The following is a 26,256-nucleotide window of genomic DNA, read 5'->3' as shown; positions in this document are numbered from 1 at the left end:
GGGAGGAATTCCGGGCCGGCGGGAGGAGGATCCGCCGGCCCTTGGCGAAGTCTGCCTTACGGCACAACTTCGCCGTGCTGGGTGACGTCGAGGCCTTCGACCTCTTCCTGGGTCGACGGACGCAGGCCTACCAGAGCCTTGACGATGTAGAGGATCACGAAGGTGGCGATCGCCGTCCACAGGATGGTGAAGGCGATGCCGTAGAGCTGCTTGCCGACCGAGGCGTCCTTGCCGAGGGCGTTGATCGCCGGATCTGCCAGCGCGCCGGTGAGCAGCGCGCCGACGATGCCGCCGACGCCGTGGACGCCGAAAGCATCGAGCGAGTCGTCATAGCCGAACGCGTGCTTGAGCTTGACCGCCGAGAGGTAGCAAACCACGCCGGCGATGATGCCGATGATGAAGGCGCCGGTCGGGTTGACGAAGCCGGAAGCCGGCGTCACCGCGACGAGGCCGGCGACGGCGCCCGAGATGATGCCGAGCACCGAAGGCTTCCTGGCGACGACCCATTCGGCAAACATCCAGGCCAGCGCCGCGGCGGCGGTGGCGACCTGCGTGTTCATCATCGCCGCGCCCGCAAGGCCGTCGGCAGCCAGTTCCGAACCGGCGTTGAAGCCGAACCAACCGACCCACAGCAGCGACGCGCCGATCACCGAATAAACGAGGTTGTGCGGCGCCATGTTGGTGGTGCCATAGCCCTCGCGCTTGCCGAGCACCAGCGCGCAGACCAGGCCCGCGACACCAGCGTTGATATGGACGACCGTGCCGCCGGCGAAGTCGAGCACGCCGGCCGAACCGAGGAAGCCGCCGCCCCACACCCAATGCGCGATCGGCGCGTAGACGAAGACCAGCCACAGGCCCATGAATATCAGCAGCGCCGAGAACTTCATGCGCTCGGCGAAGGCGCCGGCGATCAGCGCCGGCGTGATGATGGCGAAGGTCATCTGGAACATCGAGAAGACGAATTCAGGAATGTTCGCCACGCCCGGCGCCCAAAGCGTCGAGACGGTGATGCCGTGATGGAAGAATTTCGAGAAGCCGCCGAGATAGGCGTTCGTGGCGCCGCCGTCGGAGAAGGCGAGGGAGTAGCCGAACATGAACCACAGCACCGTCACCAGGCAGGTGATGGCGAAGCTCTGCATGATGGTGGCGAGCACGTTCTTCTTGCGCACCATGCCGCCGTAGAACAGCGCCAGGCCGGGAATCGTCATCATCAGCACCAGCGCCGTCGAGGTCAGCATCCAGGCGGTGTTGCCGGTGTCGAGCGCCGGCGCCGGCGCGGCGGGCGCCGCGGCAGTAGCTGCCGGGGCGGCCTCCTGCGCGATGGCGGCGACGGTGCTCATGGCCACGAGCGCGAGCGAAGCGGCCGCGCGTCCCGTCGTCTTCAAGGTGGAAGGAATATTCATTGAACTCTCCGTTGGAATGGATGGTCGCCGCTTAGAGCGCGTCGGTGTCTGTTTCGCCGGTGCGGATGCGTACCGCCTGATCGATGCCGAAGACGAAGATCTTGCCGTCGCCGATCTGGCCGGTCTTGGCGGCCGCGGTGATGGCTTCGACGGCCTTGTCGACCATGTCGGCGCCGACCGCGACCTCGATCTTGATCTTGGGCAGGAAGCTGACCGCGTATTCCGCGCCGCGATAGATTTCGGTATGGCCCTTCTGACGCCCGTAGCCTTTGACCTCGGTGACGGTCAGGCCCTGGATGCCGACGGCGGTTAGCGCTTCGCGCACCTCGTCGAGCTTGAACGGCTTGATGATTGCCATCACGATTTTCATAAGGTTTCACCCTTTGCTGTTGCGGTCCCCCGCGTTTGCACACCTTCACCGATCCCGAGGAGCCGGAGAGTGCCCGACAGGATTCAAGCTCCGTGCCAATTGCCGAAGCAGGGTGTTAACCTGTTGTAAACAAAGAGAATGGGCGATCGGTGCACATCATTCGCGCACGGGCATGGCAGCATGCCTGCTTATAAAATAGGCAAAAAATCGAAAATGCACGTATTCCAGGCAGTAGCCTGAAGCCGGCTCAGCGTTTCAGCCGGATCAGGCCTTCCTGGGCGACCGAGGCGATCAGCGTCCCATCCCGCGCGAACAGCGAGCCGCGGGTGAAGCCGCGCGACCCTTGCGTCGACGGGCTGTCCTGATTGTAGAGGATCCAGTCGTCCAGCGAATGGCTGCGGTGGAACCACATGGCATGGTCGAGGCTGGCGGCCTGGATGTCGCGGTCGAAGATGGCGCGGCCATGCGCGAAGGTCGAGGTGTCGAGCAGCGTCATGTCCGAAAGATAGGCAAGCACGGCCGCCTGAATGGCGCGGTCTTCCGGCACCGGGCCGGTGGTGCGGATCCAGATGTTCTGCTGCGGCTCCAGTTTCTCGCGGCTCGTGTAGTGCTTCAGCATCACCGGCTTCATCTCGATCGGCCGGTCGCGCTCCCAGTAGCGCCTGATGCCTTCCGGCACCGCCTCGCCGAACTTGCCGAGCAGCTCGCGTTGTGTGAGCAGCGTGTCGGGCGCCGGCACGTCGCGCGGCATCGGCAGCTGATGCTCGAGCCCGACCTCGTCCTGCTGGAAGGACGCCTCCAGCGAGAAGATCGCCTGGCCATGCTGGATCGCCACCACCCGGCGCGTGGTGAAGGAGCCGCCGTCGCGGATGCGGTCGACCTCGTAGACGATCGGCAGCTTGGTATCGCCCGGCCGCATGAAATAGCCGTGCAGCGAATGCACGTGGCGTTCGGGCTCCACCGTGCGCTGGGCGGCCACCAGCGCCTGGGCGATGGTCTGGCCGCCGAAGACGCGCTGCCAGTCGACCTTGGGGCTGCGACCACGATACAGATTGTGTTCGAGCTGCTCGAGGTCGAGAATGTCGAGAAGCTCGTCCATCGCCGCTGTCATGTTTGAAATCCTTCACGGATGTGCCATGGCGGGTTTCGGACAGGACGCGCGGGCAGTCAAGGCCGCAACGGCAGCCGCCGCAGCCGCGAAAGGATGATGCCATGGTCGACCGCAAGCCGGATGCAGAAGGCACCAATGAGAAGCGCGAAGCGCCGCTCGACGTGCTCATCGTCGGCGCCGGCTATGTCGGCCTCACCGCCGCCGTGTCGCTGAAGCAGGCGCGCCCTAGCCTCGCCATAGCCATCGTCGATGCCGCCCCCGCCGGCGTCTGGCAGAAAGACGGCCGCGCCTCGGCCATCGCGGCGGCCGCCAGCCGCATGCTGGAACAGCTCGGCGTCTGGGAAGAGATCGCCCCGGAAGCGCAAGCGATCACCGAGATGATCATCACCGATTCGCGCGCCGCCGACCCGGTGCGTCCAGTGTTTTTGACCTTCGACGGCGAGGTGGCCCCTGGCGAGCCATTCGCCCACATGGTGGCCAACCGCGACCTGAACGGCGCGCTGCGCCGCCGCGCCGAAAAGCTCGGCATCGACATTATCGAAGGCATGGCGGTCAGCGCCTTCGACACCAATGGCGCCGGCATCACCGTGCATCTGGCCGACGGCGCGACGCTCAAGGCGCGGCTGCTGGTCGCCGCCGACGGCGTCAATTCGAAGCTGCGCGACATGGCCGGCATCAAGACGGTCAAATGGGAATACGGCCAGTCCGGCATCGTCTGCACGGTTGCGCATGAGCGCCCGCACAACGGCCGCGCCGAGGAGCACTTCCTCCCCGCCGGTCCCTTCGCGACGCTGCCGCTGAAGCCGGACAAGGACGGCACCAACCGCTCGTCGATCGTCTGGGTGGAGCGCACGCAAGATGCCAAGGCGCTGGTCGAGGGCGACGAGTTCGTCTTCGAGCACGATCTGGAGCAGCGCTTCGGCCTGAAGCTTGGCGAAATAAGAGTTGCCGACAAGCCGCGCGCCTGGCCGCTCGGCCTGACGCTCGCCCGCGCCTTCGTCGCACCGCGCTTCGCGCTGGCCGGCGACGCCGCGCACGGCATCCACCCGATCGCCGGCCAGGGCCTCAATCTGGGCTTCAAGGATGTCGCCGCCCTGGCCGAAGTCGTGGTCGAGGCCGACCGGCTCGGCCAGGATATCGGCGCGCTCGACGTGCTCGAACGCTACCAGCAGTGGCGCCGCTTCGACACGCTGCAGATGGGCATCACCACCGACGTCTTGAACCGGCTCTTCTCCAACGACATCGGCCCGCTGCGCCAGGTCCGCGACATCGGGCTGGGGCTGGTGGAACGCATGCCGAGGCTGAAGCAGTTCTTCATCCGTCAGGCCTCGGGCCTCTCCGGCGACACGCCGAGGCTGCTGAAGGGCGAGGCGATCTGAACGCCTTACTGGCCGAAGCCTAGACGACGGTCGTCATCCACGGGCGGAGCGGGAGCGAAGCGGACGCGAAGACCATAGAATGACGAGACGAGAGGCGTTTCGGCCAATCACGAAGTCAGGCGATCTGATCGCCTTGTGGCGCCGTGGCAAATTCAGGTCAGGCCGAGTCGAAAATGGCGGCTTCCGAGAACCGGAGCGGAGCGTACTTGAAGTACGTGAGCACCGGAAGCGCAGGAAGCCACCATTTGCAGGCCGGCCTCACCTGAATTCTAGTTCACCTCGAAGCCCAGCTTCTGCCGCAACCTCAGCATCCGCTGGTCGGCGATCCTGAGGCTCTGCCCGCCGCCTTGCGCGACGCGGTTCAGCATCCTGAGCAGGTCGTCCCGCTCATGCGGATCGAGGCGCTCGCGCAGGAACGGCGCCAGCTTGTCGATGACGATCGTCGTGTCGTCGATCTGCGCGGCGGCCCATTTGGCGTAGACGACCGCTTCATCGGTCTTCTTCTGGCTGTCCGCGATCTGCGCGATCACCTCGCGAATGACCGCCTCGCGCTGCGGCAGGATCGGACCGCGCTCTGCGACGATCGCGGTGATCAGCGTCGCCGCCGCCACCACCGGATCGTCGATCGCCGTCAGCGGTGAGAGCGCGGCCTGATTGCGCAATTTCTTGCGACGAATGTTGCCCTGGACACGGCCGACGACATCGGCGACCTCGCGCGCGGCGTCGCTCATATATTTCAGCCGGTACCACCAGATGGCGGCCGCTCCGAGCAGGCCGAGGATAGCGATCAGGAAAGGCATGCCGAATTCCCCCGAAATCGCGGCGACGATAAAAGAAGCGCGGCATCGCTTCAACACGCAACGGTTGCGGCCGGTGAAGAAACCCTGAAGATGTTTCCCGCAAGAGACAGCTTCAACCGACGCCGCGCCCATGCTGACCGGCGGCTATGACCCCGGGACGTTGTAGATCGCCCTGATCTCGACCGTGCCGAGCTCCGCCAGCGGGATCTTGGCCGCGATGTCGAGCGCCTCGGCAAGATCCGCCGCCTCGACCATGACGAAGCCGAGCAATTGCTCCTTGGTCTCGGCGAAGGGGCCGTCGGTCACCAGCACCTTGCCCTTGCGCCGCCGGAGCGATTTCGACGTCTTCACCGACTGCAGCGCCTGCGCGATGACCAGCTTGCCTTGCCGGTCGAGCTCCCGATCATAGCCGAGCGAGTCGGCATCGAGCTTGGCCATACGCTCGGGGGTCAGCGCGTAGAGATCCTTTTCCTCGCCATAGACCAGCAGCACATATTTCATTTCGAGCTTCCTTTCGTCGACGCATTATAGGAGGCGACGGTACCGGTTTTGCCTGCCGTCGCCGCATGGTCGAGCAGGCATGTCGCGACGCCGATGATGGCGATGGCGGCGGCCAGGCGGCTGAAGCCAAGCGCCGGCGGATCGAGCCAGAACTCTTCAAGTCGCCTCCCTTTTCGCTCGGGCTTTCCCCAGACCGCAAGAAACAGATTGTCCATCTTAACCTCCATCGGCCGGGAGTGGCCGCCCGCAGGACGGTCGGGCAGACGGGAAGTCGACATTTTTGCATGCGTTTTTTTGAGAATTTTCGAATCGCCTCGCGCAAGCACAATCGTGCCGGGCCATGGATGGTCTTCCGCCGCGCCCGCGCTATAGTTCCGGGGAACGTCGGCGCCCGCCGGCGCAAACCCCGACAAGGCAGGAGGATTCCATGGACCGCACCGCAAACGCCGTCTGGAAAGGCAATCTGAAGGAAGGCAACGGCACGCTGGATACCCAGAGCGGCACCTTGAAGGGCACGCCCTATTCGTTCAAGGCGCGCTTCGAGGACGAGAGCGGCAAATCCGGCACCAATCCGGAAGAGCTGATCGCCGCCGCGCATGCGGGCTGCTATGCCATGCAGCTGTCGCACTTCCTGGCCGAAAACGGCACGCCGGCCGCCGAGCTCGACGCCAAGGCCGTGGTGACGCTGGTGCCCGGCACCGGCATCACCGCCAGCGCCATCACCCTGGTCGGCAAGGTGCCGGGCATCGACGCGGCGAAGTTCAAGGAGCTGGCCGAGAAGGCCAAGGCCGAATGCCCGGTGTCGAAGGCGCTGGGAGCGATCAAGGTGTCGTTGGATGCTAGGCTGGGGTGAGAAACTTCTCCGCAAAGGCTGGCGATCCTTCGCCCCCCTCTCTGCCCTGCCGGGCATCTCCCCCTCAAGGGGGGAGATCAGATGTCGCGTCGGCTTTCGCCAATCGCCGACGGTGAAAGAGGGGCGCTGCGCCCGAACTGCTAATCTCCCCCCTTGAGGGGGAGATGTCCGGCAGGACAGAGGGGGGCGCCTCGCGCCAGCCTTTCCAGTGAGCTAACCGCCCAGCGCCTCAATCTTGGCGCGCAACTCAGCGACCTCTTCCTCCAGCGCCTTGACCCGCGCCTCGAGGTCGGTGTCCGAAGATGTCGCCGCCGGCTGCCAGGGCGCCGCCGCCACCGCTGCCGCTTCCACCGGACCACTCAGCAGATGCACATAGCGCTCCTCGCGCTGGCCGGGCGCGCGTTCGAGCAGCTCGATCAGCGGCGGACGACGGCCGATCATCAGGTCTAGATTGCCCCGCAGCTCCTCGATCGAGACAAAGCGCGCCATGCGTTCCGAACGGGCGAGCAATTCATGCGCCGTCTGCGCACCGCGCAACAGCAGCAGCCCGATCACCGCGATCTGCGGCGTGGTCAGCGAAAAGCGCTGCGCCATCAGATGCTCGTAGCGCTCGACGCGCGAGGCAAAGGCCTGGCGCACGAGGCCTTTCTGCTCGAGCGTGCTCAAGGCCCGCCGGACCTCCGTCAGCTCCAGCGCCATCACCGGCTCGCGCGCCGTCTTCTGGTTGGCGGCGGCGTGCGCGCCGTTGAGCGTCAGTGGATAGACGTCCGGCGTCAGCTCCTTCTTCTCGATCAGGGAACCGAGGACTCGGGCTTCGACGGGTGAGAGGACGGGGAGATCGGTCATGGGCTTTCTGCCTCCCTGCGATAGAAATCTGTCGCCAGGGCGCGGTTGCGCGCCTGCCGCGCCTCGTCGCGGACTGAACCGGCCAAGTTCATCTCGTGATGACCATAACGCGCTTCGAGATAACGCGCGATCTCGGTCGGAATAGAGCCAGTACCCAGTTCGCGCGTCACGCGTTTTTTCTCGATAAGCCGCCGGATTTCGCTGGTTGCCTTTGCTGGAATCTCGGTCTCGGCTAGGCAGTCGACCATATTCATCGGCGGCAGCATGACAAAGTCGCGCTGCTCCATCCAGTCCAGGGCTACGATCGGGCGGATCAGGTAGAAGAGCTTCTTGAGCTTCACCTCTCCGGCAAAGCTGCCGATCTTTGCCACATGTGATCGCGCGAGGCCCAGATAGTGGCGCGAGACCCTAGCTGGATCGACGATCTCGGCAAGTAGGTCGAGAAGGCGCTCCCGAAAACCCTTCGCTTCCTCATATACAATCGGCGACTTGGCCCATTCCACGATCACCGCATTGCCTCCAAGAGCCAGAAGCAAGGCCTTGCGAAGATCCCAACCGCCAGCGTCGATTTCTCCTTCAAGCGGAAACTCGATCACGTCGCGCGGCTGCTCCAGCGCGAGGTGTTCGGCCACGGAACGTATATAGACAAAACGGCAATCATAATCGCTGTCGGGCGACGGAAAACCCCAGGCCCGGCTGCCGCTTTCGATGGCGAAAAGAATTCGCGCACCCTGCGCACGGGCCGTGTCCAGCCGCGCGCGGATCGCCGCGACCGCATCCGGTGCGAAATCGGCAGGCAGCGACATTCCCAGCCTAAACGCGCCTCTCCACCATCATCTTCTTGATCTCGGCGATCGCCTTGGCGGGGTTAAGCCCCTTCGGGCAGGCCTGCGCGCAGTTCATGATGGTGTGGCAGCGATAGAGCCGGAACGGGTCTTCGAGATTGTCGAGCCGCTCGCCCGTCGCCTCGTCGCGGCTGTCGATCAGCCAGCGGTACGCCTGCAGCAGCGTGGCCGGGCCGAGGTAACGGTCGCCGTTCCACCAATAGCTCGGGCAGGAGGTCGAGCAGCAGGCGCACAGGATGCATTCGTAGAGCCCGTCGAGCTTCTCGCGGTCCTCGTGGCTCTGCAGCCATTCCTTGGCGGGCGTCGGCGAGACCGTCTTCAGCCACGGCTCGATCGAGGCGTGCTGGGCATAGAAGTTGGTGAGGTCCGGCACCAGGTCCTTGATCACCGGCATATGCGGCAGCGGATAGATCTTCACCGCGCCGGAAATATCCTCGACGCCCTTGGTGCAGGCCAGCGTGTTGGAGCCGTCGATGTTCATGGCGCAGGAGCCGCAAATGCCTTCGCGGCAGGAACGGCGCAGCGTCAGCGTCGGATCGATCTTGTTCTTGATCCACAACAGCGCGTCGAGAACCATCGGCCCGCAATCGTCCATGTCGACGAAATAGGTGTCCATGCGCGGATTCGCGTCATCGTCCGGCGACCAGCGGTAGATGCGGTATTCGCGCAGGTTGGTCGCGCCTTCCGGCTTCGGCCAGGTCTTGCCTTGCTGGACCTTCGAGTTCCTGGGAAGCGTGAGTTCGACCATTACCTGCGGTCCTTTCGGATGACGAGCTTCAGCCCGGACCAGATTTCGTTCACGGCGGCGACCTTGACGTCGACCAGGTCGCGCTTCAGCGCCTCCGACCGGATGACGTCCTCGGTGACGTCGGTCGGCACTTTCGATGCCTTCTTCGGCCAGGAGACCCAGACCATGCCGTCGCGCTTGATCGCCGTCTCGATGCCGGGCAGGCCGTCCTCGACCTCGGCGCGCTGCCGGGTGAAGGCGTGCACGGCATCGTATTTCCGGCTGCCCGAGATCGCCGACCACTCGGCGAGCCTGTCGACGCCGGCAAAGGACACCGCCTCGGTAAGCGCATCGAGCTCCGGCGGCAGCGCGATGAAGGCGGCGACCATGCCGTCCCTGAGGCCAAGCTTGGCCGGGAGCGGCGTGCCGGAATATCCCGTGGTCGCCTGCGCCATGGTCAATACACCCGCGCCTTCGGCGCGATCTTGGCCAGGCTGATGCCGCCGTCCTTTTCCGCCAGCAGCGGCTCGGTATGCACCGGCCTGTAGGTCAGCGTCACCTTGCCGTCCTCGCTCAGATGGGCCAGCGTATGCTTGCGCCAGTTGGCGTCGTCGCGCGCCGAGAAATCCTCGCGCGCATGCGCGCCGCGGCTCTCCTTGCGCGCCTCGGCGCCGTAGACCGTGGTGATGGCGTTGGCCATCAGGTTTTCCAGCTCCAGCGTCTCGACGAGGTCGGAATTCCAGATCATCGAGCGGTCGGTGACCTTGATGTCCTTGAGCTCGCGCCAGAGTTCCGAAATGCGCCTGCAGCCGTTCTCCAGCGATTCCTGCGTGCGGAATACGGCGGCGTCTTCCTGCATGGCGCGCTGCATCTTCTCGCGCAGCACGGCCGTCGGCGTCGAGCCGTTGGCGTGGCGCAGCCTGTCGAAGCGCTCCATGATCTTCTCGACCGAGGCCGCGTTGGGCGACGGGATCGCCGACTTGCGGTCGATCACATGGCCGGCGCGGATCGCCGCCGCGCGGCCGAACACGACGAGGTCGATCAGCGAGTTGGAGCCGAGCCGGTTGGCGCCGTGCACCGAGGCGCAGCCGGCCTCGCCGACCGCCATCAGGCCGGGCGACACGCGGTCCGGATTGTCGACGGTCGGATTGAGCGCCTCGCCCCAGTAATTGGTCGGCACGCCGCCCATATTGTAGTGCACCGTCGGCAGCACCGGGATCGGCTCCTTGGTAAGATCGACGCCGGCGAAGATCTTGGCCGACTCGGAAATACCCGGCAGCCGCTCGTGCAGCACCGCCGGGTCAAGATGGTCGAGATGCAGGAAGATGTGGTCCTTGTTCCTGCCGACGCCGCGTCCCTCGCGGATCTCCAGCGTCATGCAGCGCGAGACGACGTCGCGCGAGGCGAGGTCCTTGGCCGACGGCGCGTAGCGCTCCATGAAGCGCTCGCCCTCGGAATTGACGAGATAGCCGCCTTCGCCGCGCGCGCCCTCGGTGATCAGGCAGCCGGCGCCGTAGATGCCGGTTGGATGGAACTGCACGAACTCCATATCCTGCAGCGGCAGCCCGGCCCTGGCTGCCATGCCGCCGCCGTCGCCGGTGCAGGTATGCGCCGAGGTGGCGGAGAAATAGGTCCGCCCATAGCCGCCGGTCGCCAGCACCACCATCTTGGCCGAGAAGCGGTGGATTGTGCCGTCGTCGAGGTTCCAGGCCACGACGCCGGTGCAGGTGCCGTCCGGTTCCATGATCAGGTCGAGCGCGAAATATTCGATGAAGAACTGCGCGTTGTTCTTCAGCGACTGGCCGTAGAGCGTGTGCAGGATGGCGTGGCCGGTGCGGTCGGCGGCCGCGCAGGTGCGCTGCACCGGCGGACCGTCGCCATAGTTCATCATATGGCCGCCGAACGGCCGCTGGTAGATCTTGCCCTCTTCGGTGCGCGAGAACGGCACGCCGTAATGCTCGAGCTCGTAGACGGCGGCCGGCGCCTCGCGCACCATGTATTCCATGGCGTCGACATCGCCCAGCCAGTCCGAGCCCTTGACGGTGTCGTACATGTGCCATTGCCAGGAGTCCGGCCCCATGTTCGACAGCGAGGCGGCGATGCCGCCTTGCGCCGCGACGGTGTGCGAGCGCGTCGGGAAAACCTTGGTGATGCAGGCCGTGCGCAGCCCCTGCTCGGCCATGCCAAGCGTGGCGCGCAGGCCGGCGCCACCGGCGCCGACGATGACGACGTCGAATTTGTGGTCGACAAAGGTATAGGCGGCAGCCGTGCTGGCTGTATTTGCGTTGGCCAAGACGTCAGCCTCCGAATGCGAGTTTGAGCAGGGCGAACAGCGAAGCGACACCAACTGCCACGCAGAAGAAGGTGTTGAGAGCGATCAGCGCCAGCTTCATGCCCTCGCCATGCACGTAATCCTCGATGATCACCTGCATGCCGATGCGCATGTGGTAAAGCGGCGAGATCAGCACCAGCCCGAGCATGACCACCACGAACGGGTTCGCAAGCGCCGCCCGCACATCCGTGTAGTCATGGCCTGTGACCGCGATGAGGAAGCCGACGAAGAACAGGATCAAAGGAATGTTGGCGATGGCGGTCAGCCGCTGCCGCCAGAAATGACCGGTGCCCTCACGGGCCGAACCGAGGCCGCGGACCTTCGCCAGCGGCGTGCGCATGTCCGAATTGTTGGCGGCCATCAGAAAGCTCCCCGCGCCATATAGCCGGCGATCCAGATCAGCAGCGTCAGCACGATCGAGCCGGCGAGCGTCGCCCAGGCGATCCTGGACGCTGTGTGTTTTTCCAGTCCCGCGCCGGTGTCCCAGATGAGGTGGCGCAGCCCGCCCAGCATGTGGTGCATCAGCGCCCAGGTGTAGCCGAAGAGAACAAGTCGGCCGAGCCAGGAGCCGAAGGCCCAGTTGACCCAGTCGAAGGCGGCCTGCGAGCTCGCAGCGGCGATCAGCCACGCCGCCACCAGGAGCGTTCCGAAATAAAGCGCGCCGCCGGTGATGCGATGGATGATCGACATCGTCATCGTGATCGGCGGCCGGTAGATCGTCAGATGCGGCGAGAGCGGCCGTTCACGTCTGGCAACTGCGCGGGTGGCTGGTGATTTGCTCATGGCTCCCCCAGTTCGGCATCCTGAATGCCGAGATGGGAATGCGGCGTTTGCCGCCCCCATTTATGGCATCGGACAGCCGGTTTCTAATGCTCTTTTTGCACCGCGTCAAAGCCGGAAAATCGTTTTGGAAACATCATTTAGTCTGACAAATTGAGGGCCGCGCGCTTCAATCGATTAGCGGCTGTTTCGAGCCGGCGCAGCATTCGCTGCAGCGCAGCAATCAGATGACTGACGCGGCGGCCGGGCGCGTCGGGATCCGGGCGGGCCGGCCTCTCCCGAATATCGTCGCACCTCAGCGCCTGCAAGTCTGCGGCGTCGATCCCCTCTTCATCACCAGCGCTTCGCGTCCGTCGATCACGATTGCGTCATGCGTCGCCGCTTCCTGGTAACGGCTGCTCTGGTTGGTGGGTGAGGCCGCGAATTCCTCGGTCGAGCCGTCCGGGCGGACCAGGCGTAACGACGAGCCGAGATTCTGGATGGTGATCATGCCGCCATTGCCGCATCTATAGTTGGCCGTGCCGATGCCGGACCGCGGCACGGTAAGGTCTGTGACGATCTTGGTTGCGGGCGCGCGGGTTGCGGGGGTCTTGGTCGTTGCAGGTGCCGGCGCGGTTGTAGCTACCGGGGCTGTTGCAGGTATCGGGGGTGTTGCAGCTGCTGGCGGCACCACGGGTGCAGCGGACTGCGGGGCCGGAGCAGTCGAGCCAGCGGGTGGGGCGGCATTCGCCACCTTCGGCGCGCCGTCCTGCGGCACGCAGGCCGCGGCCGCCAGAAGCAGCGGGATGGCGATCGACACTCGAACCGTGCGGCCAAAGCTCATGCGCTGCCCTTTCGTGTGCGGCACGCTACAGCAATTCCAGGAAAAGTGTGAACGGTTGGGTTCGGCGCCTTCGTCATCCCCTTCCGTCCGGAATTGCATCGAAACAACGAGATAGGCGGTTGCCCTTTCCGTGAAACGGTGGACCGCTGTAGCCACGCGGCGACGCAAGATCAAGCTGACCCGGAGTCAGCCCTGCGCCAGGGTCGCCCTCGCCGTCGGGAAAGCCCGCTTTCGAAAATTAACCATGTTCCTTAACAACCGGCTCCGAAAGCCTTCCGCCTCTTAACAAAGGTTAAGAAAGGGTTAATTTCCGATTCGAACCGGAATTCAGGCGCGATTCATTGCGTCATCAAGGGAGAGCGACATGCGTTCGAATTCAGTGCGGGCAGGCGTTGCCGCCGCGGCGTTCGCGGGGCTGGTGACGGCAATCGCCGCGCCGGCGGAAGCCGGCTTGCGCCACCATGACCGCGTCTATGCCGATTCCTTCGGCAATCTCGTCATCGACAGCGCCGCCGGCTACAAGCGCATCATCGTCGGCGAGGGCAAGCTCGCGAAGGAATTTTCCGAATACACCGGCGGCCAGCCAGGTGTGATCTACGACGATGCGGACGAGGCCGGTGCGCCCGGCTGCTACCAGCCGCCGGTGCTGGTCAAGGGCCGTTCCTATATGTACGGGCTTTCCGACGGCGAGATGCCCAATCTCAATCCTTGCCGCTGAAGATCGTCGCGTTTGGCGCCGCCGCAGCGCGCCTGACACGCACGCAATCGCGGCCGGCAATTGACATGAACGGCCCCGCCAGCAGCCCGGCGACGAGCAGGTTGATCATCAATATGAAGTCAGCGCTGCCCATATCTTCCTTCGTCGGACATTCCGGACAGAAAAACATCGACGGGCGAAGAACAGTTAATGCCAACGCATGACCGGCCTCTGCGATTAGCTGCAAACGCCCACGCGCTCGTCATTCTAGGGCGAAGCAAGGAGCGGAGCGACGCGCGCAGACCCTAGAATCCATGCCGTTCCATTAAGGCGTTGCGGCGATTGCAGAATTTGCACCGCAGCATTCTACGACAGAGGTAACGGCATGGATCCTCGGGTCAAGCCCGAGGATGACGAAGTTGCAGGAGCGTCGGGCAATCGCGAATGTTGCGATCGCCTTCTGGGCTAAGCAGGGGTTTGCGCCGGGCCTGTATGTATCAGCCGACGGCGAGCGGCTCGGCAGCGAAGGCGGTTTCAGGTCTCTCATAGGAAAGCCGCACGCTGTCGCGGCCGTTCTTCTTGGCCTTGTAGAGCGCCTCGTCGGCGCGCCGCATCAGCGGCATCAGCCCTTCCCTGCCGGAGCGGGCGGCGACGCCGAAGCTGGCGGTCACCCTGACGCCGGGCGGCAGGCCCTCGATCGCGCCGGCCGAATAGAAGGCGCGGATCGCTTCGGCAAAGAGCCTTGCCGACGCCAGGTCGCTCAGCGGCAAAAGCACGGCGAACTCTTCGCCGCCGATGCGGCCGGCGGCCCCGCGCGCGCCGGTGGCGGAACGCAGCTTGGCGGCGAAGTCGGCAATCACCCGGTCGCCGGCCTCATGCCCATGCTGGTCGTTCAGCGCCTTGAAGTGATCGAGATCGGCAAGCACCAGCGCGACGGGAAATCCGGCCTTGCCGCACTGGTCGAGCAACAGGTTCGCCCGTTCCTCGAAGCCGCGGCGATTGAGGATGCCCGAGAGCGGGTCGGTATGGGTCTCGTCCTTCAGCGCCCTCATCACATCGAGCGCCGCCGCCGTGAACAGGCAAAGCGCGGTCAGCAGCGACAACAGCGCGTGCGAAAGCAGCGCGGTCGTCCAGTAGGACGATCCGTAGAACCCGTCATAGCTGGGGAACGGCCCGTGCGCGATGACGACAACCAGCGTGCGGGCGATGAAGTTCAGCCCCGAAAGCAGCGACAGCACGAGCAGGATTTTCTCGGTTGGGCCGTTGTGGCGCACCGTTCTCAGCTCGGCGCCGACCAGCAGGCTGAGCGCGCCGAAGCCGAAATTCATGACAAGCACGCGCCAGGTGAGGTCCGGCTGGACGAACATGAACCAGATGAAGGCGGCGAGCCCGCCGCCGGTCACGATGCCGATCCCGACATAGGGCACGCGCCGCCCGTAGCGCGCGATGATCGCGCTGGCGAGGCAGCAGGCCGCGATCGTGAAGCAGATGTTCGAAACGAGCTTGGTCAGCGCCACGCCGATCGGAAGCGTGAAATATTGCAGCAGGAAACCCGGCGCCGACAGACAGTAGCTCGCGCCGAGCACAGCCAGATACGGTCGATGGCGCTGATAGGACCACAGCACGAGGAACGCAGCGCCGAGCGCCAGCGCTATCGTCGGATTGAGCAGCGCTATGAGCAGACCGGTGTCCAAAAGACTACGACTTTTCCCAACTTACCCAACGGGAGATACTAGGACGCAAGCCCAAACAAGCGGTTAAGTCTCGATAGATACATCGCATGCCACGCGGAACCGGCCTGCCGGAGCGGCGTTGTCCGGCCAGACAGGAGACGCCAGACGGGAGACGATCGAGATGGCGGGCACGATCACTTTGACGAACCACGATGAAATCCGCTCCTGGGCGGCGGCGCGCGCCGGCTTCCCGGCCATCGTCGACGTCTCGCCCGAAGCTGGAACGCAGCCCATGCTGCGGCTGGTTTTTGGGCAGCAGGCCTATGAAGATACCGACCGCCCGGAGCGTCCGATCAACAGCGGCGGCTACGAACTCGTGGAGTGGGACGAGTGGTTCAGGATTTTCGACGAGCGGCAGCTGGCCTTGGTCGTCGCCGCCGACGAGCCCGGCCGGCGCGAGGAGTTTCACGAGATCATTCGCAGATAGATCGCTGAAAGCAAAAGGCCCGGACGTCCTGTCCGGGCCCTTGTTGAGAGACGCGGCCGGCTGTTATTTCCAGTCGCGGATGTCGACGAAGTGGCCGGCGATCGCCGCGGCCGCCGCCATGGCCGGCGACACCAGATGAGTGCGGCCCTTGAAGCCCTGCCGGCCCTCGAAATTACGGTTCGAGGTCGAGGCGCAGCGTTCATGCGGCTTCAGCCGGTCGTCGTTCATGGCCAGGCACATCGAGCAGCCTGGCTCGCGCCAGTCGAAGCCGGCGGCGACGAAGATCTTGTCGAGGCCCTCGGCCTCCGCCTGTTCCTTGACCAGGCCCGAACCCGGCACGATCATGGCATTGACGCGCGGATTGACCTTCTTGCCCTCGACCACTTTGGCTGCGGCGCGCAAGTCCTCGATGCGGCCATTGGTGCAGGAACCGATGAAGACGCGGTCGAGCTCGATGTCGGTGATCTTGGTTCCAGGCGTCAGCCCCATATAGTCGAGCGCGCGGATCTTCGAGCTGCGCTTGTTCTCGTCCGCGATCTCTTGCGGATCGGGCACGGTACCCTGCACCGAGACGACGTCCTCGGGCGAAGAACCCCAGGAGACGATCGGCGGCAGTTTCTGCGCGTCGAGCACCACGACCTTGTCGAAATGCGCGCCTTCGTCGGACTGCAGCGTCTTCCAATAGGCGAGCGCCGCATCCCAGGCGGCGCCCTTCGGGGCGCGCGGCTTGTCCTTGACATAGGCGAAGGTCGTCTCGTCCGGCGCGATCAGGCCGGCGCGGGCGCCGCCTTCGATCGACATGTTGCAGATCGTCATGCGGCCTTCCATCGACAGCGAGCGGATCGCTTCGCCGGCATATTCGATGACGTAGCCGGTGCCGCCGGCGGTGCCGATCTCGCCGATGATGGCGAGGATGATGTCCTTGGCGGTGACGCCTTCCGGCAGTTGGCCGTCGACGCGCACCAGCATGTTCTTGGCTTTGCGCTGGATCAGCGTTTGCGTCGCCAGCACATGCTCGACCTCGGACGTGCCGATGCCATGCGCAAGCGCGCCGAACGCGCCATGCGTGGAGGTATGGCTGTCGCCGCAGACGATGGTCATGCCGGGCAGCGTGAAGCCTTGCTCGGGCCCGATGATGTGGACGATGCCCTGGCGGACATCGTTCTCGGAATAATAGTCGATGCCGAAATCCTTGGCGTTCTTGGCCAGCGCCTCGACCTGGATGCGGCTTTCCTCATTCTTGATGCCGAACTTGCGCTCGGGCGAGGTCGGCACGTTATGGTCGACGACGGCCAGCGTCTTTTCCGGATGCCGGACTTTTCTGCCGCTCATGCGCAGGCCTTCGAAGGCCTGCGGGCTGGTGACCTCGTGCACGAGGTGGCGGTCGATATAGAGCAGGCAAGTGCCGTGGTCCTGGCGGTCGACCGTGTGGTCGTCGAAGATCTTGTCGTAGAGGGTGCGCGGTGCGCTCATGTGCGTAAATCCGTCGATATGAGAATGGGAAAGGGACGCCGGCAATCCGGCGCGACGACTGCGATCGGTCGGTTCAGCGAAGTCGGCTGGTGAGCGCGCCGCAGACGCGCGCGGAGAAACGCGACGGCAGGCGCTTTCTGTCCTGCAGCACGAAACCCTTATAGGCCGGATCGCTGAAAAGCTTTTCCATGGCGCGGTAGATAGCAATGTTTTGGCTTTTCGGCAATCAGCGCGACTTCCCCTTCTCCCCCTGTGGGAGAAGGTGGATCGGCGCGCAGCGCCGAGACGGATGAGGGGTGTTCCAGCGGAGTGAGACGCTGGTTTTGCCTGGAGCACCCCTCATCCGGCCGCTTCGCGGCCACCTTCTCCCACAAGGGGAGAAGGGGAAGGCTGCGCTCACACCACCTCGAACACAAACGTCTTCACCAGCGCCTCCGGGTCGCCGATGGCATAGCAGCGGAACCATGGACTTTCCTCGACCAGCCGCCATTTCCCCGCCTTCGCCAGCTGGTCGAACACTGCCTGAAAACCGCCGCTCTCGAAGACCTGGTCGCGCACGGTGAAGATGGCGTGGCCGCCGCTTTTGGTGATGCGCACCAGTTCATGCAATCCCGAAGCCGGCGCGTGGCCGATGGTGAAGACGCCGGTCGAGAAGAAGGCGCGGAAATGCCGGTCGGGCCAGGGCAGCGGGCCGCCGAGCATCGCCTTCTTCAGCTCGCTATAGGCCGGCCTGCCATTGGCCTGACGGCTGGCGGCGATCTTCAGCATGTCGTCGGAGAGGTCGAGCCCGGCGATGTCGCCATAGCCCAAAGCCTTCAGCGACGGCCCCGACAGGCCCGTGCCGCAGCCGGCGTCGAGCAGCGGACCTTCGCCCGCCGGCACGTGCCGCGCCACCCAGGCGGCGATGAGGAAAGGCAGAAGGTAGCCCAGCGAGGCGGTCTCGCTGTCGTAAGTCGCCGCCCAGTCGGCATAGGCCTTTGCGAGCCCTTCCGGCGAATCGGCCGAATAGACGGAATCCAGCGCCGCATTGGCTTTGTCGAAATTCATGGGCGTCTCCTCCGCCGGATGCACATGACCCAAGCTAGAGCAATTCCAGGAAAAGTGGGAACCGGTTTTCCGTCCGGAATTGCGTCAAAAACAATGAGGGAGCGCGGACTTTGCTTCCGGCTATTCCTGATGCTGGCGGCGCAGCCGCTGTTCCAGCGCCCGCAGTGCCAGCGACAGGCCGACGGTGAGGATCAGGTAGATATAGGCGACGATCGAATAGGTCTCGAAGAAGCGGAAGGAGCCCGCGGCATAGACCTTGCCCATCTGGGTGATGTCGGCGACGCCGAGCACCGAGACCAGCGAGGAATCCTTGACCATGGCGACGAAGTCGTTGCCGAGCGGCGGCAGGATGGTGCGGATCGCCTGCGGGAAGACGATCAGCCGGAAGCGCTGGACTCGGCTGAGCCCGAGCGCCTTGGCCGCCTCGATCTGGCCCTTCTCGACCGATTGGATGCCGGCGCGGAACACTTCCGAGATGAAGGCCGAGTAGCCGATGGTCAAAGCCATGATGGCGCGCCAGAGCAGCGAGACGTCGCGCACCAGCAGCTCGCCGATCAGGCCGGCGCCCTGCAGCGGCGCGGTCAGCGCATTCCAGGCGGCGACGAAGGCCGGCGCGCCAGCAAAGGCGATCCAGAACAACAGCACCAGGATCGGCACGCCGCGGATGATCTCGACATAGAAGCGCGCGGTCTGGCGCAGCCACTGCGATCCCGACAGCGCCATCAGCGCGATGCCGAGCCCGAAGGCGGAGGCTAAAGCGAAAGCGACCGCAGTGACGAAGATGGTGATGCCGATGCCCTTGGCGACGGTGGCGAAGACTTGCGCATAGAGGTCGCTGGAGGCGATGGCGACAGCGGCGGCCAGTGCCAGAACGAGGGCGGCCGCCAGCCACCAGGGGAATTCGGGTTTGGAGGTGGGTGTCGGCATCAGGTGTTGCCGATGGAGCGGACGTCTCGAGAAGATAGCGCCCAGGCCCCCCTCTCTGGCCTGCCGGCCATCTCCCCCTCAAGGGGGGAGATCGAACGTTGCGTGGGCTTTCGCCAATCACCGACGTTGAATGAAGAGCGCCGTGGTCGGAGCTGCCAATCTCCCTCCTTGAGGGGGAGATGGCCGGCAGGCCAGAGAGGGGGGACTTGGCGCAAGGTCAGCGCAATTTCCTGCAAACTCACTGCGCGCAACAAGACGAGTTCACTGCCCCATCTTGTAATCGAGGAACCACTTCTTGTTGAGCTTGTCGAACGTGCCGTCGGCCTTGAGCGCGGCGATGGCGGCGTTGACCGGCTTCACCAGGTCCGAGCCCTTCGGGAAGATGAACCCAAAATCCTCGGTGCCGAGCGGTCCGCCGATCAGCTTCAGCTTGCCTTCGGAGGCATCGACATAGCCCTGGCCGGCGGTGCCGTCGGTGAGCACAACGTCGACGTCGCCCGATTTCAGCGCCTGCACGGTCGCGCCGAACGTCTCGAACAGCTTTATGCGCGGGTTCTGCTCGTTGCCGTCGAGCACGCTGTAGACGGCGGTGTAGAAGGGCGTGGTGCCCGGCTGGGCGCCGATCAGCCCGTCCTTGAAGGCGCCGAAGCTCTTGGCGTCGGTGAAGCGGCTTTCATCGCCGCGCACCAGCATGAACTGCTCCGAGCGCATATAGGGGTCGGAGAAATCGACCTTCTCCTTGCGGTCGTCCTTGATGGTGATGCCGGTCATGCCGATGTTGTACTGGTTGTCGGAGACCGCTTGGATCATCGCGTCCCAGGAGGTGTTCTGGTACTCGACCTTGAAGTTCAGCCGCTTGGCGATCTCGTCCATCGCGTCATATTCCCAGCCGATCTGCTTGCCGGTCTTGTTGTCGATGAACTGCAGCGGCGGATAGGCGTTCTCCGTCACCACCACGACCTTTTTGCCGCCGAGATCGGGCAGGTTGCCGGCGAGCGCCGCGACAGGCGCGAGAAGCCAGGCCACCATGGCGGCCAGCAGCAGTTTCGACTTGGTCATGACAAGCTCCCCGAATGTGATTTGGCCGCGCGATGTTCGCGCGCCAAGAGAAAATCCGGCGTCGACTTTAGCTTGCCGCATGCGCCTTGCAAGCCGCTCCGCACTGCCGCGGCGCGTGAATGCGCAATCCAGTGCTCTTCAAGGATGGTTTCGAAACGCGAAGGCTTCGATCAAATTCCGCACGCTTGCGACAGCTGCACAACGAAAAAAGGCGGCCGAAGCCGCCTTTCCGAAACCTGTCTCGCAAAAACCTTATTCGGCCGAAGCGGCCTCGGCGGCGGCCTTCTTCTCGGCGGCTTCCTTGGCGGCCGTCTCGGCGGCCAGCGCCTGGGCGGCGGCGACCTTCTCGGCCTCGATGCGGGCGCGCTCGGCGTTCAGCGCATCGCGCTCCTCATCGTTCAGCTTGCGGGCGCGCACGCCGGTGTTTTCCGAAATGCGGGCCGACTTGCCGCGACGGTCGCGCAGGTAATAGAGCTTGGCGCGGCGAACCTTACCGCGGCGCACGATCTCGACGCCCTCGACCATCGGCGAGTAGACCGGGAAAACGCGCTCGACGCCTTCGCCGTAGGAAATCTTGCGTACGGTGAAATTCTCCTGGAAGCCCGAGCCGGCGCGGGCGATGACGACGCCCTCATAGGCCTGGACGCGGGTGCGGGTGCCTTCGGTGACGCGCACCTGGACGCGCACGGTGTCGCCCGGCTGGAATTCGGGCAGCTTGCGCTTGGCTTCGATCTTGGCGGCCTGTTCGGCCTCGAGCTGACGGATGAGATCCATCTCAAATATCCACTTCTTGTTCTTCCGACAGTCAGAGCGTCCTGCGCTCGCCTTGCAGTTCCAATGACCGCTCGGCTATGCCCTTTGTCGAAACATCGGGCAGGGACGGCTACACCGCACTTGTTGACGGGTCCAGAAGATCGTTCTTCCGGTTCGGGCGGGCACATACAGCCATTTTGCCGCTTTGTCACGCCCTAATGCATGTCGCCCGGAACTGTGCGCGGTTTCCGGGACGACGACGTGCACCGAAACAAGGGCGTTGCGGCATATTCTTGCGTCCATGGCCCCACGTTTACGCGGCCGTGCCGGGTTGCGCGCGGCCTGCAAGCTTCCTAAGCGGGGAAATGACTTTTTTCGATGCCGCCTTGCTCTTTCTTTCAGGTTTTGTCTCCGGCGCGGTCAATGCCGTCGCCGGCGGCGGCACCTTCGTCACCTTCGGCGCCATGAGCTTGGTCGGCCTGCCGCCGATCGTCGCCAATGCCACCTCCTCGGTGACGCAGTTTCCCGGCTATATCACCTCGACGCTCGCCTATCTCGACGACATCAGGCATTTTTGGCGCCAGGCGCTGCTGCTCTGCGTCATCTCCGCCCTCGGCGCGCTGGCCGGCTCGCTCATCCTGCTTGCGCTTTCCAATCCGTCTTTCCGCGCCCTGGTGCCCTGGCTGCTGATCGCCGCCACCGCGCTGTTCGCCGCCGGGCCGTGGCTGAAACCGGCGCCCAAGCCTGGGGCCGAAGCCAAGGTCGGCTCATTCGCCGGATCGCTCGCCCAGTTCGCGACCTCCGTCTATGGCGGCTTTTTCGGCGCCGGCATGGGCGTGATGATGCTGGCGACGCTCGGCCTGACGCAGGCCGGCGACTACCACCGGCTCAACGCGCTGAAGAACATGCTGGCCGTGGTCATCGCGGCCATCGCCATCCTGGTCTTCGTTTCGGGCGGCGTCGTCGCCTGGCCGCAGGCGATCGTCATGATCCCGGGCGGCGCGCTGGGCGGCTATGCCGGCGTCTGGATCGCCAAGCGCGTGCCGCAAGGCATCGTGCGCGGCTTCGTCGTTGCCGTCGGCCTGTTTCTGGCCTTTTACTATTTTACTAAGGGCTGAGCAGCCCTCAGCAGATCCGGCCGCCGCTCCCGCGTCAGCTTCTCGGCCTCCGCGCGACGCCATTCGGCAATCTTCTTGTGGTTGCCGGAAATCAGCACGTCGGGAATCGGCCTGCCTTCGAACTCCTGCGGCCGCGTGTAGTGCGGATGCTCGAGCAGGCCGTTCTCGAAACTTTCTTCCTCGCCCGACACGGCATTGCCCATGACGCCCGGCAGCAGCCGCACCACGGCATCGAGCAGCACAAGTGCTGCCGGCTCGCCGCCCGACAGGATGAAATCGCCGATCGAGACCTCTTCCAGTTCTCGCGCCTCGATCAGCCGCTGGTCGACACCTTCGAAGCGGCCGCACAGGACGACCACGCCCGGCCCGGCGGCGAGCTCACGCACACGCGCCTGGGTCAGCGGTTTGCCGCGCGGGCTCATCAGCAGCCTTGGGCGCTCGTCGCCCGGCGGCGAGGCGTGGTCTATGGCCTTGGCCAGCACGTCGGCGCGCATCACCATGCCGGCGCCGCCGCCGGCCGGCGTGTCGTCGACGGTGCGATGCCTGTCGGTGGCGAAATCGCGGATCTGGATCGCGTCGAGCGACCAAGTTCCGGCCTCCAGCGCGCGGCCGGCCAGCGACAGGCCGAGCGCGCCTGGAAACATCTCCGGATAGAGCGTCAGCACCGAGGCGGCAAAGCTCACCGATTGCCCCCGGCATCCTTCGGTCCGCGCGGCCGACCCTTCGGGTCGAAGCCGGCATCCCTGGGCGCTTCGTCGCCTTCTTCGTCTTCGACCAGCCCCGCCGCCTGAGGGTTGACCTCAACGAATCCGTCGGCGATCGAGACATGCGGCACCGCGGCCTGCGTGAACGGGATCAGCACGCCCTTGCGACCGGCAAGCGTGACGTCGAGTATGTCGCCGCCACCGAAATTATGCACGGCGACGACCCTGCCGATGACGCCCGTATCGTCCCTTACATCGAGGCCGATGAGATCGGCGTGATAGAACTCGTCCTCCTCGCCGTCGTCGGGCAACACCGAGCGGTCGACGAAAAGCTCGGTGCCGGCCAGCGCCTCGGCGGCGTTGCGGTCACCGACGCCTTTGAAACGCACGACCACCACAGTCCCGGCTGGCCTGATATCGGTGATCTGGAAGGCGCGGCCGTCCCTGGCATAAAGCGGACCGTAATCGGCCAGCGCCAGCGGATCGCCGGTGAAGGTTTTCACCCGCAATTCGCCCTTGATGCCGTGCGCGGCACCGATCACGGCCATCTGTACGGGGTTTTCGAGCTTCGACATCGGCGGCGCTTCCTTTGCCCTGCTCTAATCCCCTCAAGCCGTCATTTCAATGACGGCCTCTTCACCGCTTCCTAACCCGCACGTCCGAAACTGCCAAAAAACGGAAAAAGCCCATGCAGGAATTCCTCATCCCGGCAAAACCCGACCTTCAGGCGGCCCGCGAGACCTGGCTGAAAACGCTGGCGCATGAGCGCCGCCTGTCGCCGGAGACGGTCGAGGCCTATGAGCGCGACACCCGCCAGTTCCTGCACTTCTTGACCGGCCATTGCGGCGGCGCGCCGGGTATCTCCGACATCGCCGACCTGCGGCCGGCCGATCTGCGCGGCTTCCTCGCTGCGCGGCGCAATGAAGGCGCTGGCGCCCGCACGCTGGGGCGCGGCCTTGCCGGCATCCGCTCGCTGCTGCGCTTTCTCGAAAAACGCGGGATGGTCAACGCGGCAGGCGCCGCAGCCCTGCGCGCGCCGCGCCAGCCGAAATCGTTGCCCAAGCCGCTGACGGCAAGCGACGCGAAACAGGTCGTGGCGATGGAGGGCCAACTGGCGGAAGAGCCGTGGATCGCCGCACGCAACGCCGCCGTGCTGACGCTGCTCTACGGCTCCGGCCTGCGCATCTCCGAGGCGCTGGGCCTGACCGGCGCCGACCTCGCAACGGAAGCCGACAGTGTGCTGCGCGTCACCGGCAAGGGCGGCAAGACGCGGCTGGTGCCGGTGCTGCCGGTGGCCCGCAAGGCGGTTGCCGAATACCGCCGGCTCTGCCCTTTCCATATTGGTCCCGACGGCCCGCTGTTCCGTGGCGCCCGTGGCGGCCCGCTCAACCCGGCCATCGTCCAGCGCGAGATGGCGAAGCTGCGCTCGGCGCTCAACCTGCCCGACACCGCGACGCCGCATGCCTTGCGGCATTCCTTCGCCACCCACCTGCTCGGCCGCGGCGGCGACCTGCGCACCATCCAGGAGCTGCTCGGCCACGCCAGCCTGTCGACCACCCAGATCTATACCGGCGTCGACACCGCGAGGCTGCTCGACATCTACGAGAAGGCGCATCCAAGGGCGTGATCGCTTCTGAGGCCATTCGGAGCCCTCCGAACTCGTCATTCTAGGGCGGAGCAAGGAGCGCAGCGACGCGCGTAGACCCTAGAATCCATCCCGTGCACTCGGCCGTGGGGTGCAACGGTGCAGAATTCTGGGCCGCAGCGGCGCTTTGAAGGCACGGCATGGATCCTCGGGTCTGCGCGCGTCGCTTCGCTCCTTGCTCCGCCCGTGGATGACGACGTGATGGGCGTTTCCGCTAACCACCAAGGCGCGCCATGTCCATACGCGTCGCCAACCCGCAGAACGTCTACGCCGCAAACCAGAGCCGACCGAAGACAATTTCCCCGATCCGATTAACCGTTTTGCCGCTTTTCGGCGCTAAGATGCTTCTTCATGAAACGCGTCATCGCCATCGCCGACCGCGCGGCCCTGGTCTCGTTGAAGCTGCTTGCGGCGCTCAACCTGCTGTTCTTCTTGTCTTTCCTGGCCGTCCTGCTGCTTGCCGGCCGGGCGCTTGCCGCAGCGCCCAATTGCGCCGGCGCCGATCTTTTGACGGCGCTGGAAAAGAACGATCCCGCCGCCTTCAAGAAGGTCGAGACCGAGGCCGCGGCCGTACCCAACGGCAAGGGCTTGTTGTGGAAGCTGGAGAAGCCCGGCGAAAAACCGTCCTATCTGTTCGGCACCATGCACATGACGGATACGCGCGTCACGACGCTGCCGGCCGCGGCGCAGAAAGCCTATGACGGCGCCGGCACAATCGTCATTGAAACCACCGACGCAATGGACAAGGCCAAGATGATGGCCGCGATGGCCAGCGAACCCGGCCTGATGATGTTCACCGACAACACCACCCTGTCGTCGCTGCTGTCGCCGGACGATGCGGCGGCGCTGGACAAGGGGCTCGACGCGCGCGGCATTCCGCCGGCGACGGTCGCCAAGATGAAGCCGTGGATCCTGTCGGCGATGATGGCGTTGCCGGCCTGCGAGGTGGCGCGCCAGAGCGCCGGCGAATCCGTGCTGGACGTCAAGCTTGCCTCGGACGCCAAGGCTTCGGGAAAGGACGTCGAAGGGCTCGAAACCGCCGTCGATCAATTGCGCGCCATGGCTTCGCTGCCGATCGAATTCCACATGAAGAGCCTGGTCGAGACGATGAAGCTCGGCGACAAGGTGAACGACGTCAACGAGACGATGATCGTGCTCTACCAGCGCGGCGAGGTCGGCATGTTCTGGCCGCTGTTCCGCGCCGTGCTGCCGGAGACGGCGGACGACGAGGCCGGCTATGCCGCCTTCGAGCAGACTATGATCACCAGCCGCAACAAGGTGATGGCGGCGCATGCCGGGCCGATTCTGGCCAAGGGCAACGTCTTTATGGCCGTCGGCGCCATGCATCTGCCCGGTCCGGAAGGACTGGTCGAGGATTTTCGCAAGGCAGGGTATAGTGTTACCGCCGTCAACTGAGTCGTCTGGCGGCTGGCGGACCTGAAAACGCCGGTTTTTCAGCGCTTTCCGTCCGTCCGCGTGAAACCCGATGCGGGCTCAGCGCGTTGATGGCTGTTATTTTGATGACTTTCATCCAAGGAGGACACGTTTCATGGCGAACCCTAACGATCCCTACACCCCTTCGAGCACGCCTCCCCCAACGCGTGGCGGTGGTGGCGGCAGCGGGTGGCTGATCGCCCTTGTTGTCATTATCCTGGCCATTGTTGCGTATTATGTCTTTGGCAGAAGCGGGGGCGAGCATGCCCCCGCCCCGTCTGAGCCGCCGGCGGCCAGCACGCCTGCCCCGGCGCCTGCAACGCCCGCTCCGGCGCCTGAGCCAACTCCAGCGCCCACCCCGGCTCCCACGCCAGCTCCGGCGCCTACGCCTACGCCTACGCCGACCCCGGCTCCGGCTCCGGCACCTGCGCCGGCTCAGTAACCGGGCTGCAGCTTGACGACAAACGGC

The 26,256-nt window shown here is 64.9% G+C and carries 31 protein-coding genes; 7 read left to right on the top strand and 24 right to left on the bottom strand.

Annotation, left to right across the window (positions count from 1 at the left end; all coding sequences use genetic code 11):
• Positions 1-56 precede the first annotated feature (56 nt).
• The 3 genes from FJ423_RS29415 to tesB form a co-directional block, all read right to left on the bottom strand.
• On the bottom strand, positions 57-1,340 hold the full coding sequence (locus FJ423_RS29415) for an ammonium transporter (RefSeq protein WP_281409021.1): 1,284 nt from the start codon (positions 1,338-1,340) through the stop codon (positions 57-59).
• A gap of 94 nt (positions 1,341-1,434) precedes the next feature.
• A complete protein-coding gene (locus FJ423_RS29410) occupies positions 1,435-1,773 on the bottom strand; it encodes a P-II family nitrogen regulator (RefSeq protein WP_006327120.1) in 339 nt (112 codons plus the stop codon).
• Positions 1,774-2,020: 247 nt separating this feature from the next.
• Positions 2,021-2,884 (bottom strand): acyl-CoA thioesterase II, encoded by an 864-nt coding sequence (tesB, locus tag FJ423_RS29405; protein ID WP_095769566.1) that lies wholly within the window; start codon positions 2,882-2,884, stop codon positions 2,021-2,023.
• A gap of 101 nt (positions 2,885-2,985) precedes the next feature.
• Here tesB and FJ423_RS29400 point away from each other — a divergent pair, with 101 nt between their 5' ends.
• Positions 2,986-4,263 carry a ubiquinone biosynthesis hydroxylase gene (locus FJ423_RS29400; RefSeq protein ID WP_140846379.1) on the top strand — a complete coding sequence of 426 codons (1,278 nt, stop codon included), beginning with the start codon at positions 2,986-2,988 and terminating at the stop codon, positions 4,261-4,263.
• Between the two features lie 269 nt (positions 4,264-4,532).
• Here the strand turns inward: FJ423_RS29400 and FJ423_RS29395 are convergent, their stop codons facing one another.
• The 3 genes from FJ423_RS29395 to FJ423_RS34420 form a co-directional block, all read right to left on the bottom strand.
• Positions 4,533-5,063 carry a hypothetical protein gene (locus tag FJ423_RS29395; RefSeq protein ID WP_140846378.1) on the bottom strand — a complete coding sequence of 177 codons (531 nt, stop codon included), beginning with the start codon at positions 5,061-5,063 and terminating at the stop codon, positions 4,533-4,535.
• A 144-nt stretch (positions 5,064-5,207) separates the two neighbouring features.
• Positions 5,208-5,564, bottom strand: coding sequence for a YciI family protein (locus FJ423_RS29390; protein ID WP_095769565.1), 357 nt, complete (start codon positions 5,562-5,564; stop codon positions 5,208-5,210).
• Complete coding sequence (locus FJ423_RS34420; RefSeq protein ID WP_246680349.1) at positions 5,561-5,977, bottom strand: hypothetical protein; 417 nt, start codon at positions 5,975-5,977, stop codon at positions 5,561-5,563. The genes FJ423_RS29390 and FJ423_RS34420 overlap by 4 nt, the downstream gene beginning before the upstream one ends.
• A gap of 14 nt (positions 5,978-5,991) precedes the next feature.
• Between FJ423_RS34420 and FJ423_RS29380 the strand changes: the two genes are divergently transcribed.
• Positions 5,992-6,417 (top strand): OsmC family protein, encoded by a 426-nt coding sequence (locus FJ423_RS29380; protein ID WP_140846377.1) that lies wholly within the window; start codon positions 5,992-5,994, stop codon positions 6,415-6,417.
• A 213-nt stretch (positions 6,418-6,630) separates the two neighbouring features.
• Here FJ423_RS29380 and FJ423_RS29370 read toward each other — a convergent pair whose 3' ends face one another.
• From FJ423_RS29370 to FJ423_RS29335, 8 genes are all read right to left on the bottom strand, one after another.
• Positions 6,631-7,263, bottom strand: coding sequence for a DUF480 domain-containing protein (locus FJ423_RS29370; RefSeq protein ID WP_140846376.1), 633 nt, complete (start codon positions 7,261-7,263; stop codon positions 6,631-6,633).
• A complete protein-coding gene (locus tag FJ423_RS29365; RefSeq protein WP_140846375.1) occupies positions 7,260-8,069 on the bottom strand; it encodes a nucleotidyltransferase domain-containing protein in 810 nt (269 codons plus the stop codon). Before FJ423_RS29365 ends, FJ423_RS29370 begins: the two co-directional genes overlap by 4 nt.
• 7 nt (positions 8,070-8,076) lie before the next feature.
• A complete protein-coding gene (locus FJ423_RS29360; RefSeq protein ID WP_140634833.1) occupies positions 8,077-8,856 on the bottom strand; it encodes a succinate dehydrogenase iron-sulfur subunit in 780 nt (259 codons plus the stop codon).
• Positions 8,856-9,290 carry a DUF3052 family protein gene (locus FJ423_RS29355; protein ID WP_140846374.1) on the bottom strand — a complete coding sequence of 145 codons (435 nt, stop codon included), beginning with the start codon at positions 9,288-9,290 and terminating at the stop codon, positions 8,856-8,858. Before FJ423_RS29355 ends, FJ423_RS29360 begins: the two co-directional genes overlap by 1 nt.
• Positions 9,291-9,292: 2 nt before the next feature.
• Positions 9,293-11,128, bottom strand: coding sequence for a succinate dehydrogenase flavoprotein subunit (gene sdhA / locus FJ423_RS29350; RefSeq protein WP_140846373.1), 1,836 nt, complete (start codon positions 11,126-11,128; stop codon positions 9,293-9,295).
• Between the two features lie 4 nt (positions 11,129-11,132).
• Positions 11,133-11,528, bottom strand: coding sequence for a succinate dehydrogenase, hydrophobic membrane anchor protein (sdhD, locus tag FJ423_RS29345; protein WP_140846372.1), 396 nt, complete (start codon positions 11,526-11,528; stop codon positions 11,133-11,135).
• Positions 11,528-11,950, bottom strand: a complete 423-nt coding sequence (gene sdhC / locus FJ423_RS29340; protein ID WP_140846371.1) for a succinate dehydrogenase, cytochrome b556 subunit — start codon at positions 11,948-11,950, stop codon at positions 11,528-11,530. Before sdhC ends, sdhD begins: the two co-directional genes overlap by 1 nt.
• A gap of 292 nt (positions 11,951-12,242) precedes the next feature.
• Positions 12,243-12,794 (bottom strand): hypothetical protein, encoded by a 552-nt coding sequence (locus FJ423_RS29335; RefSeq protein WP_246680348.1) that lies wholly within the window; start codon positions 12,792-12,794, stop codon positions 12,243-12,245.
• A gap of 340 nt (positions 12,795-13,134) precedes the next feature.
• Here FJ423_RS29335 and FJ423_RS29330 point away from each other — a divergent pair, with 340 nt between their 5' ends.
• Positions 13,135-13,488: a hypothetical protein gene (locus FJ423_RS29330; protein ID WP_140846370.1), complete on the top strand. Its 354-nt coding sequence runs from the start codon at positions 13,135-13,137 to the stop codon at positions 13,486-13,488.
• On the opposite strand, the gene FJ423_RS33920 is transcribed toward FJ423_RS29330, so the two are convergent.
• Positions 13,472-13,621 carry a hypothetical protein gene (locus FJ423_RS33920; RefSeq protein ID WP_210239582.1) on the bottom strand — a complete coding sequence of 50 codons (150 nt, stop codon included), beginning with the start codon at positions 13,619-13,621 and terminating at the stop codon, positions 13,472-13,474. The genes FJ423_RS29330 and FJ423_RS33920 overlap by 17 nt on opposite strands.
• Positions 13,622-13,964: 343 nt before the next feature.
• Positions 13,965-15,161 (bottom strand): GGDEF domain-containing protein, encoded by a 1,197-nt coding sequence (locus FJ423_RS29320; protein WP_140846368.1) that lies wholly within the window; start codon positions 15,159-15,161, stop codon positions 13,965-13,967.
• 160 nt (positions 15,162-15,321) lie between these two features.
• On the opposite strand from FJ423_RS29320, the gene FJ423_RS29315 reads away from it, so the two are divergent.
• Positions 15,322-15,627 (top strand): hypothetical protein, encoded by a 306-nt coding sequence (locus FJ423_RS29315; RefSeq protein WP_095769553.1) that lies wholly within the window; start codon positions 15,322-15,324, stop codon positions 15,625-15,627.
• 63 nt (positions 15,628-15,690) lie between these two features.
• Here the strand turns inward: FJ423_RS29315 and leuC are convergent, their stop codons facing one another.
• The 6 genes from leuC to rplS all read right to left on the bottom strand — a co-directional run bounded on the left by leuC (position 15,691) and on the right by rplS (position 20,907).
• Complete coding sequence (leuC, locus tag FJ423_RS29310; protein ID WP_140846367.1) at positions 15,691-17,100, bottom strand: 3-isopropylmalate dehydratase large subunit; 1,410 nt, start codon at positions 17,098-17,100, stop codon at positions 15,691-15,693.
• A 73-nt stretch (positions 17,101-17,173) separates the two neighbouring features.
• Positions 17,174-17,326, bottom strand: a complete 153-nt coding sequence (locus FJ423_RS29305) for a hypothetical protein (RefSeq protein WP_181174941.1) — start codon at positions 17,324-17,326, stop codon at positions 17,174-17,176.
• Positions 17,327-17,496: 170 nt separating this feature from the next.
• Positions 17,497-18,147: a methyltransferase domain-containing protein gene (locus FJ423_RS29300; protein WP_140846366.1), complete on the bottom strand. Its 651-nt coding sequence runs from the start codon at positions 18,145-18,147 to the stop codon at positions 17,497-17,499.
• Between the two features lie 120 nt (positions 18,148-18,267).
• Complete coding sequence (locus tag FJ423_RS29295; RefSeq protein ID WP_181174940.1) at positions 18,268-19,074, bottom strand: amino acid ABC transporter permease; 807 nt, start codon at positions 19,072-19,074, stop codon at positions 18,268-18,270.
• 261 nt (positions 19,075-19,335) lie between these two features.
• Positions 19,336-20,133: a basic amino acid ABC transporter substrate-binding protein gene (locus FJ423_RS29285; RefSeq protein WP_140846364.1), complete on the bottom strand. Its 798-nt coding sequence runs from the start codon at positions 20,131-20,133 to the stop codon at positions 19,336-19,338.
• Between the two features lie 252 nt (positions 20,134-20,385).
• Positions 20,386-20,907, bottom strand: coding sequence for a 50S ribosomal protein L19 (rplS, locus tag FJ423_RS29280; RefSeq protein ID WP_095769549.1), 522 nt, complete (start codon positions 20,905-20,907; stop codon positions 20,386-20,388).
• A gap of 344 nt (positions 20,908-21,251) precedes the next feature.
• Between rplS and FJ423_RS29275 the strand changes: the two genes are divergently transcribed.
• The gene (locus tag FJ423_RS29275; protein WP_140846363.1) at positions 21,252-22,004 is read left to right on the top strand and encodes a sulfite exporter TauE/SafE family protein; all 753 of its coding nucleotides are present in this window, start codon (positions 21,252-21,254) and stop codon (positions 22,002-22,004) included.
• Here FJ423_RS29275 and trmD read toward each other — a convergent pair.
• On the bottom strand, positions 21,986-22,687 hold the full coding sequence (gene trmD / locus FJ423_RS29270; protein ID WP_140846362.1) for a tRNA (guanosine(37)-N1)-methyltransferase TrmD: 702 nt from the start codon (positions 22,685-22,687) through the stop codon (positions 21,986-21,988). The genes FJ423_RS29275 and trmD overlap by 19 nt on opposite strands.
• A complete protein-coding gene (rimM, locus tag FJ423_RS29265; protein WP_140846361.1) occupies positions 22,684-23,283 on the bottom strand; it encodes a ribosome maturation factor RimM in 600 nt (199 codons plus the stop codon). Before rimM ends, trmD begins: the two co-directional genes overlap by 4 nt.
• A gap of 113 nt (positions 23,284-23,396) precedes the next feature.
• Between rimM and FJ423_RS29260 the strand changes: the two genes are divergently transcribed.
• Together FJ423_RS29260 and FJ423_RS29255 are read left to right on the top strand one after the other, a co-directional pair.
• On the top strand, positions 23,397-24,335 hold the full coding sequence (locus FJ423_RS29260) for a tyrosine recombinase XerC (protein ID WP_140846360.1): 939 nt from the start codon (positions 23,397-23,399) through the stop codon (positions 24,333-24,335).
• Between the two features lie 369 nt (positions 24,336-24,704).
• Positions 24,705-25,769, top strand: a complete 1,065-nt coding sequence (locus tag FJ423_RS29255; RefSeq protein ID WP_140846359.1) for a TraB/GumN family protein — start codon at positions 24,705-24,707, stop codon at positions 25,767-25,769.
• The last annotated feature ends 487 nt before the right edge of the window (positions 25,770-26,256 follow it).

The organism is Mesorhizobium sp. B2-8-9, assembly GCF_006439475.1.
In the GTDB taxonomy this organism is placed as follows: domain Bacteria; phylum Pseudomonadota; class Alphaproteobacteria; order Rhizobiales; family Rhizobiaceae; genus Mesorhizobium.
The sequence above is the reverse complement of the archived record's forward strand: the minus strand, read 5'-3'. Positions and strand labels throughout refer to the sequence as shown.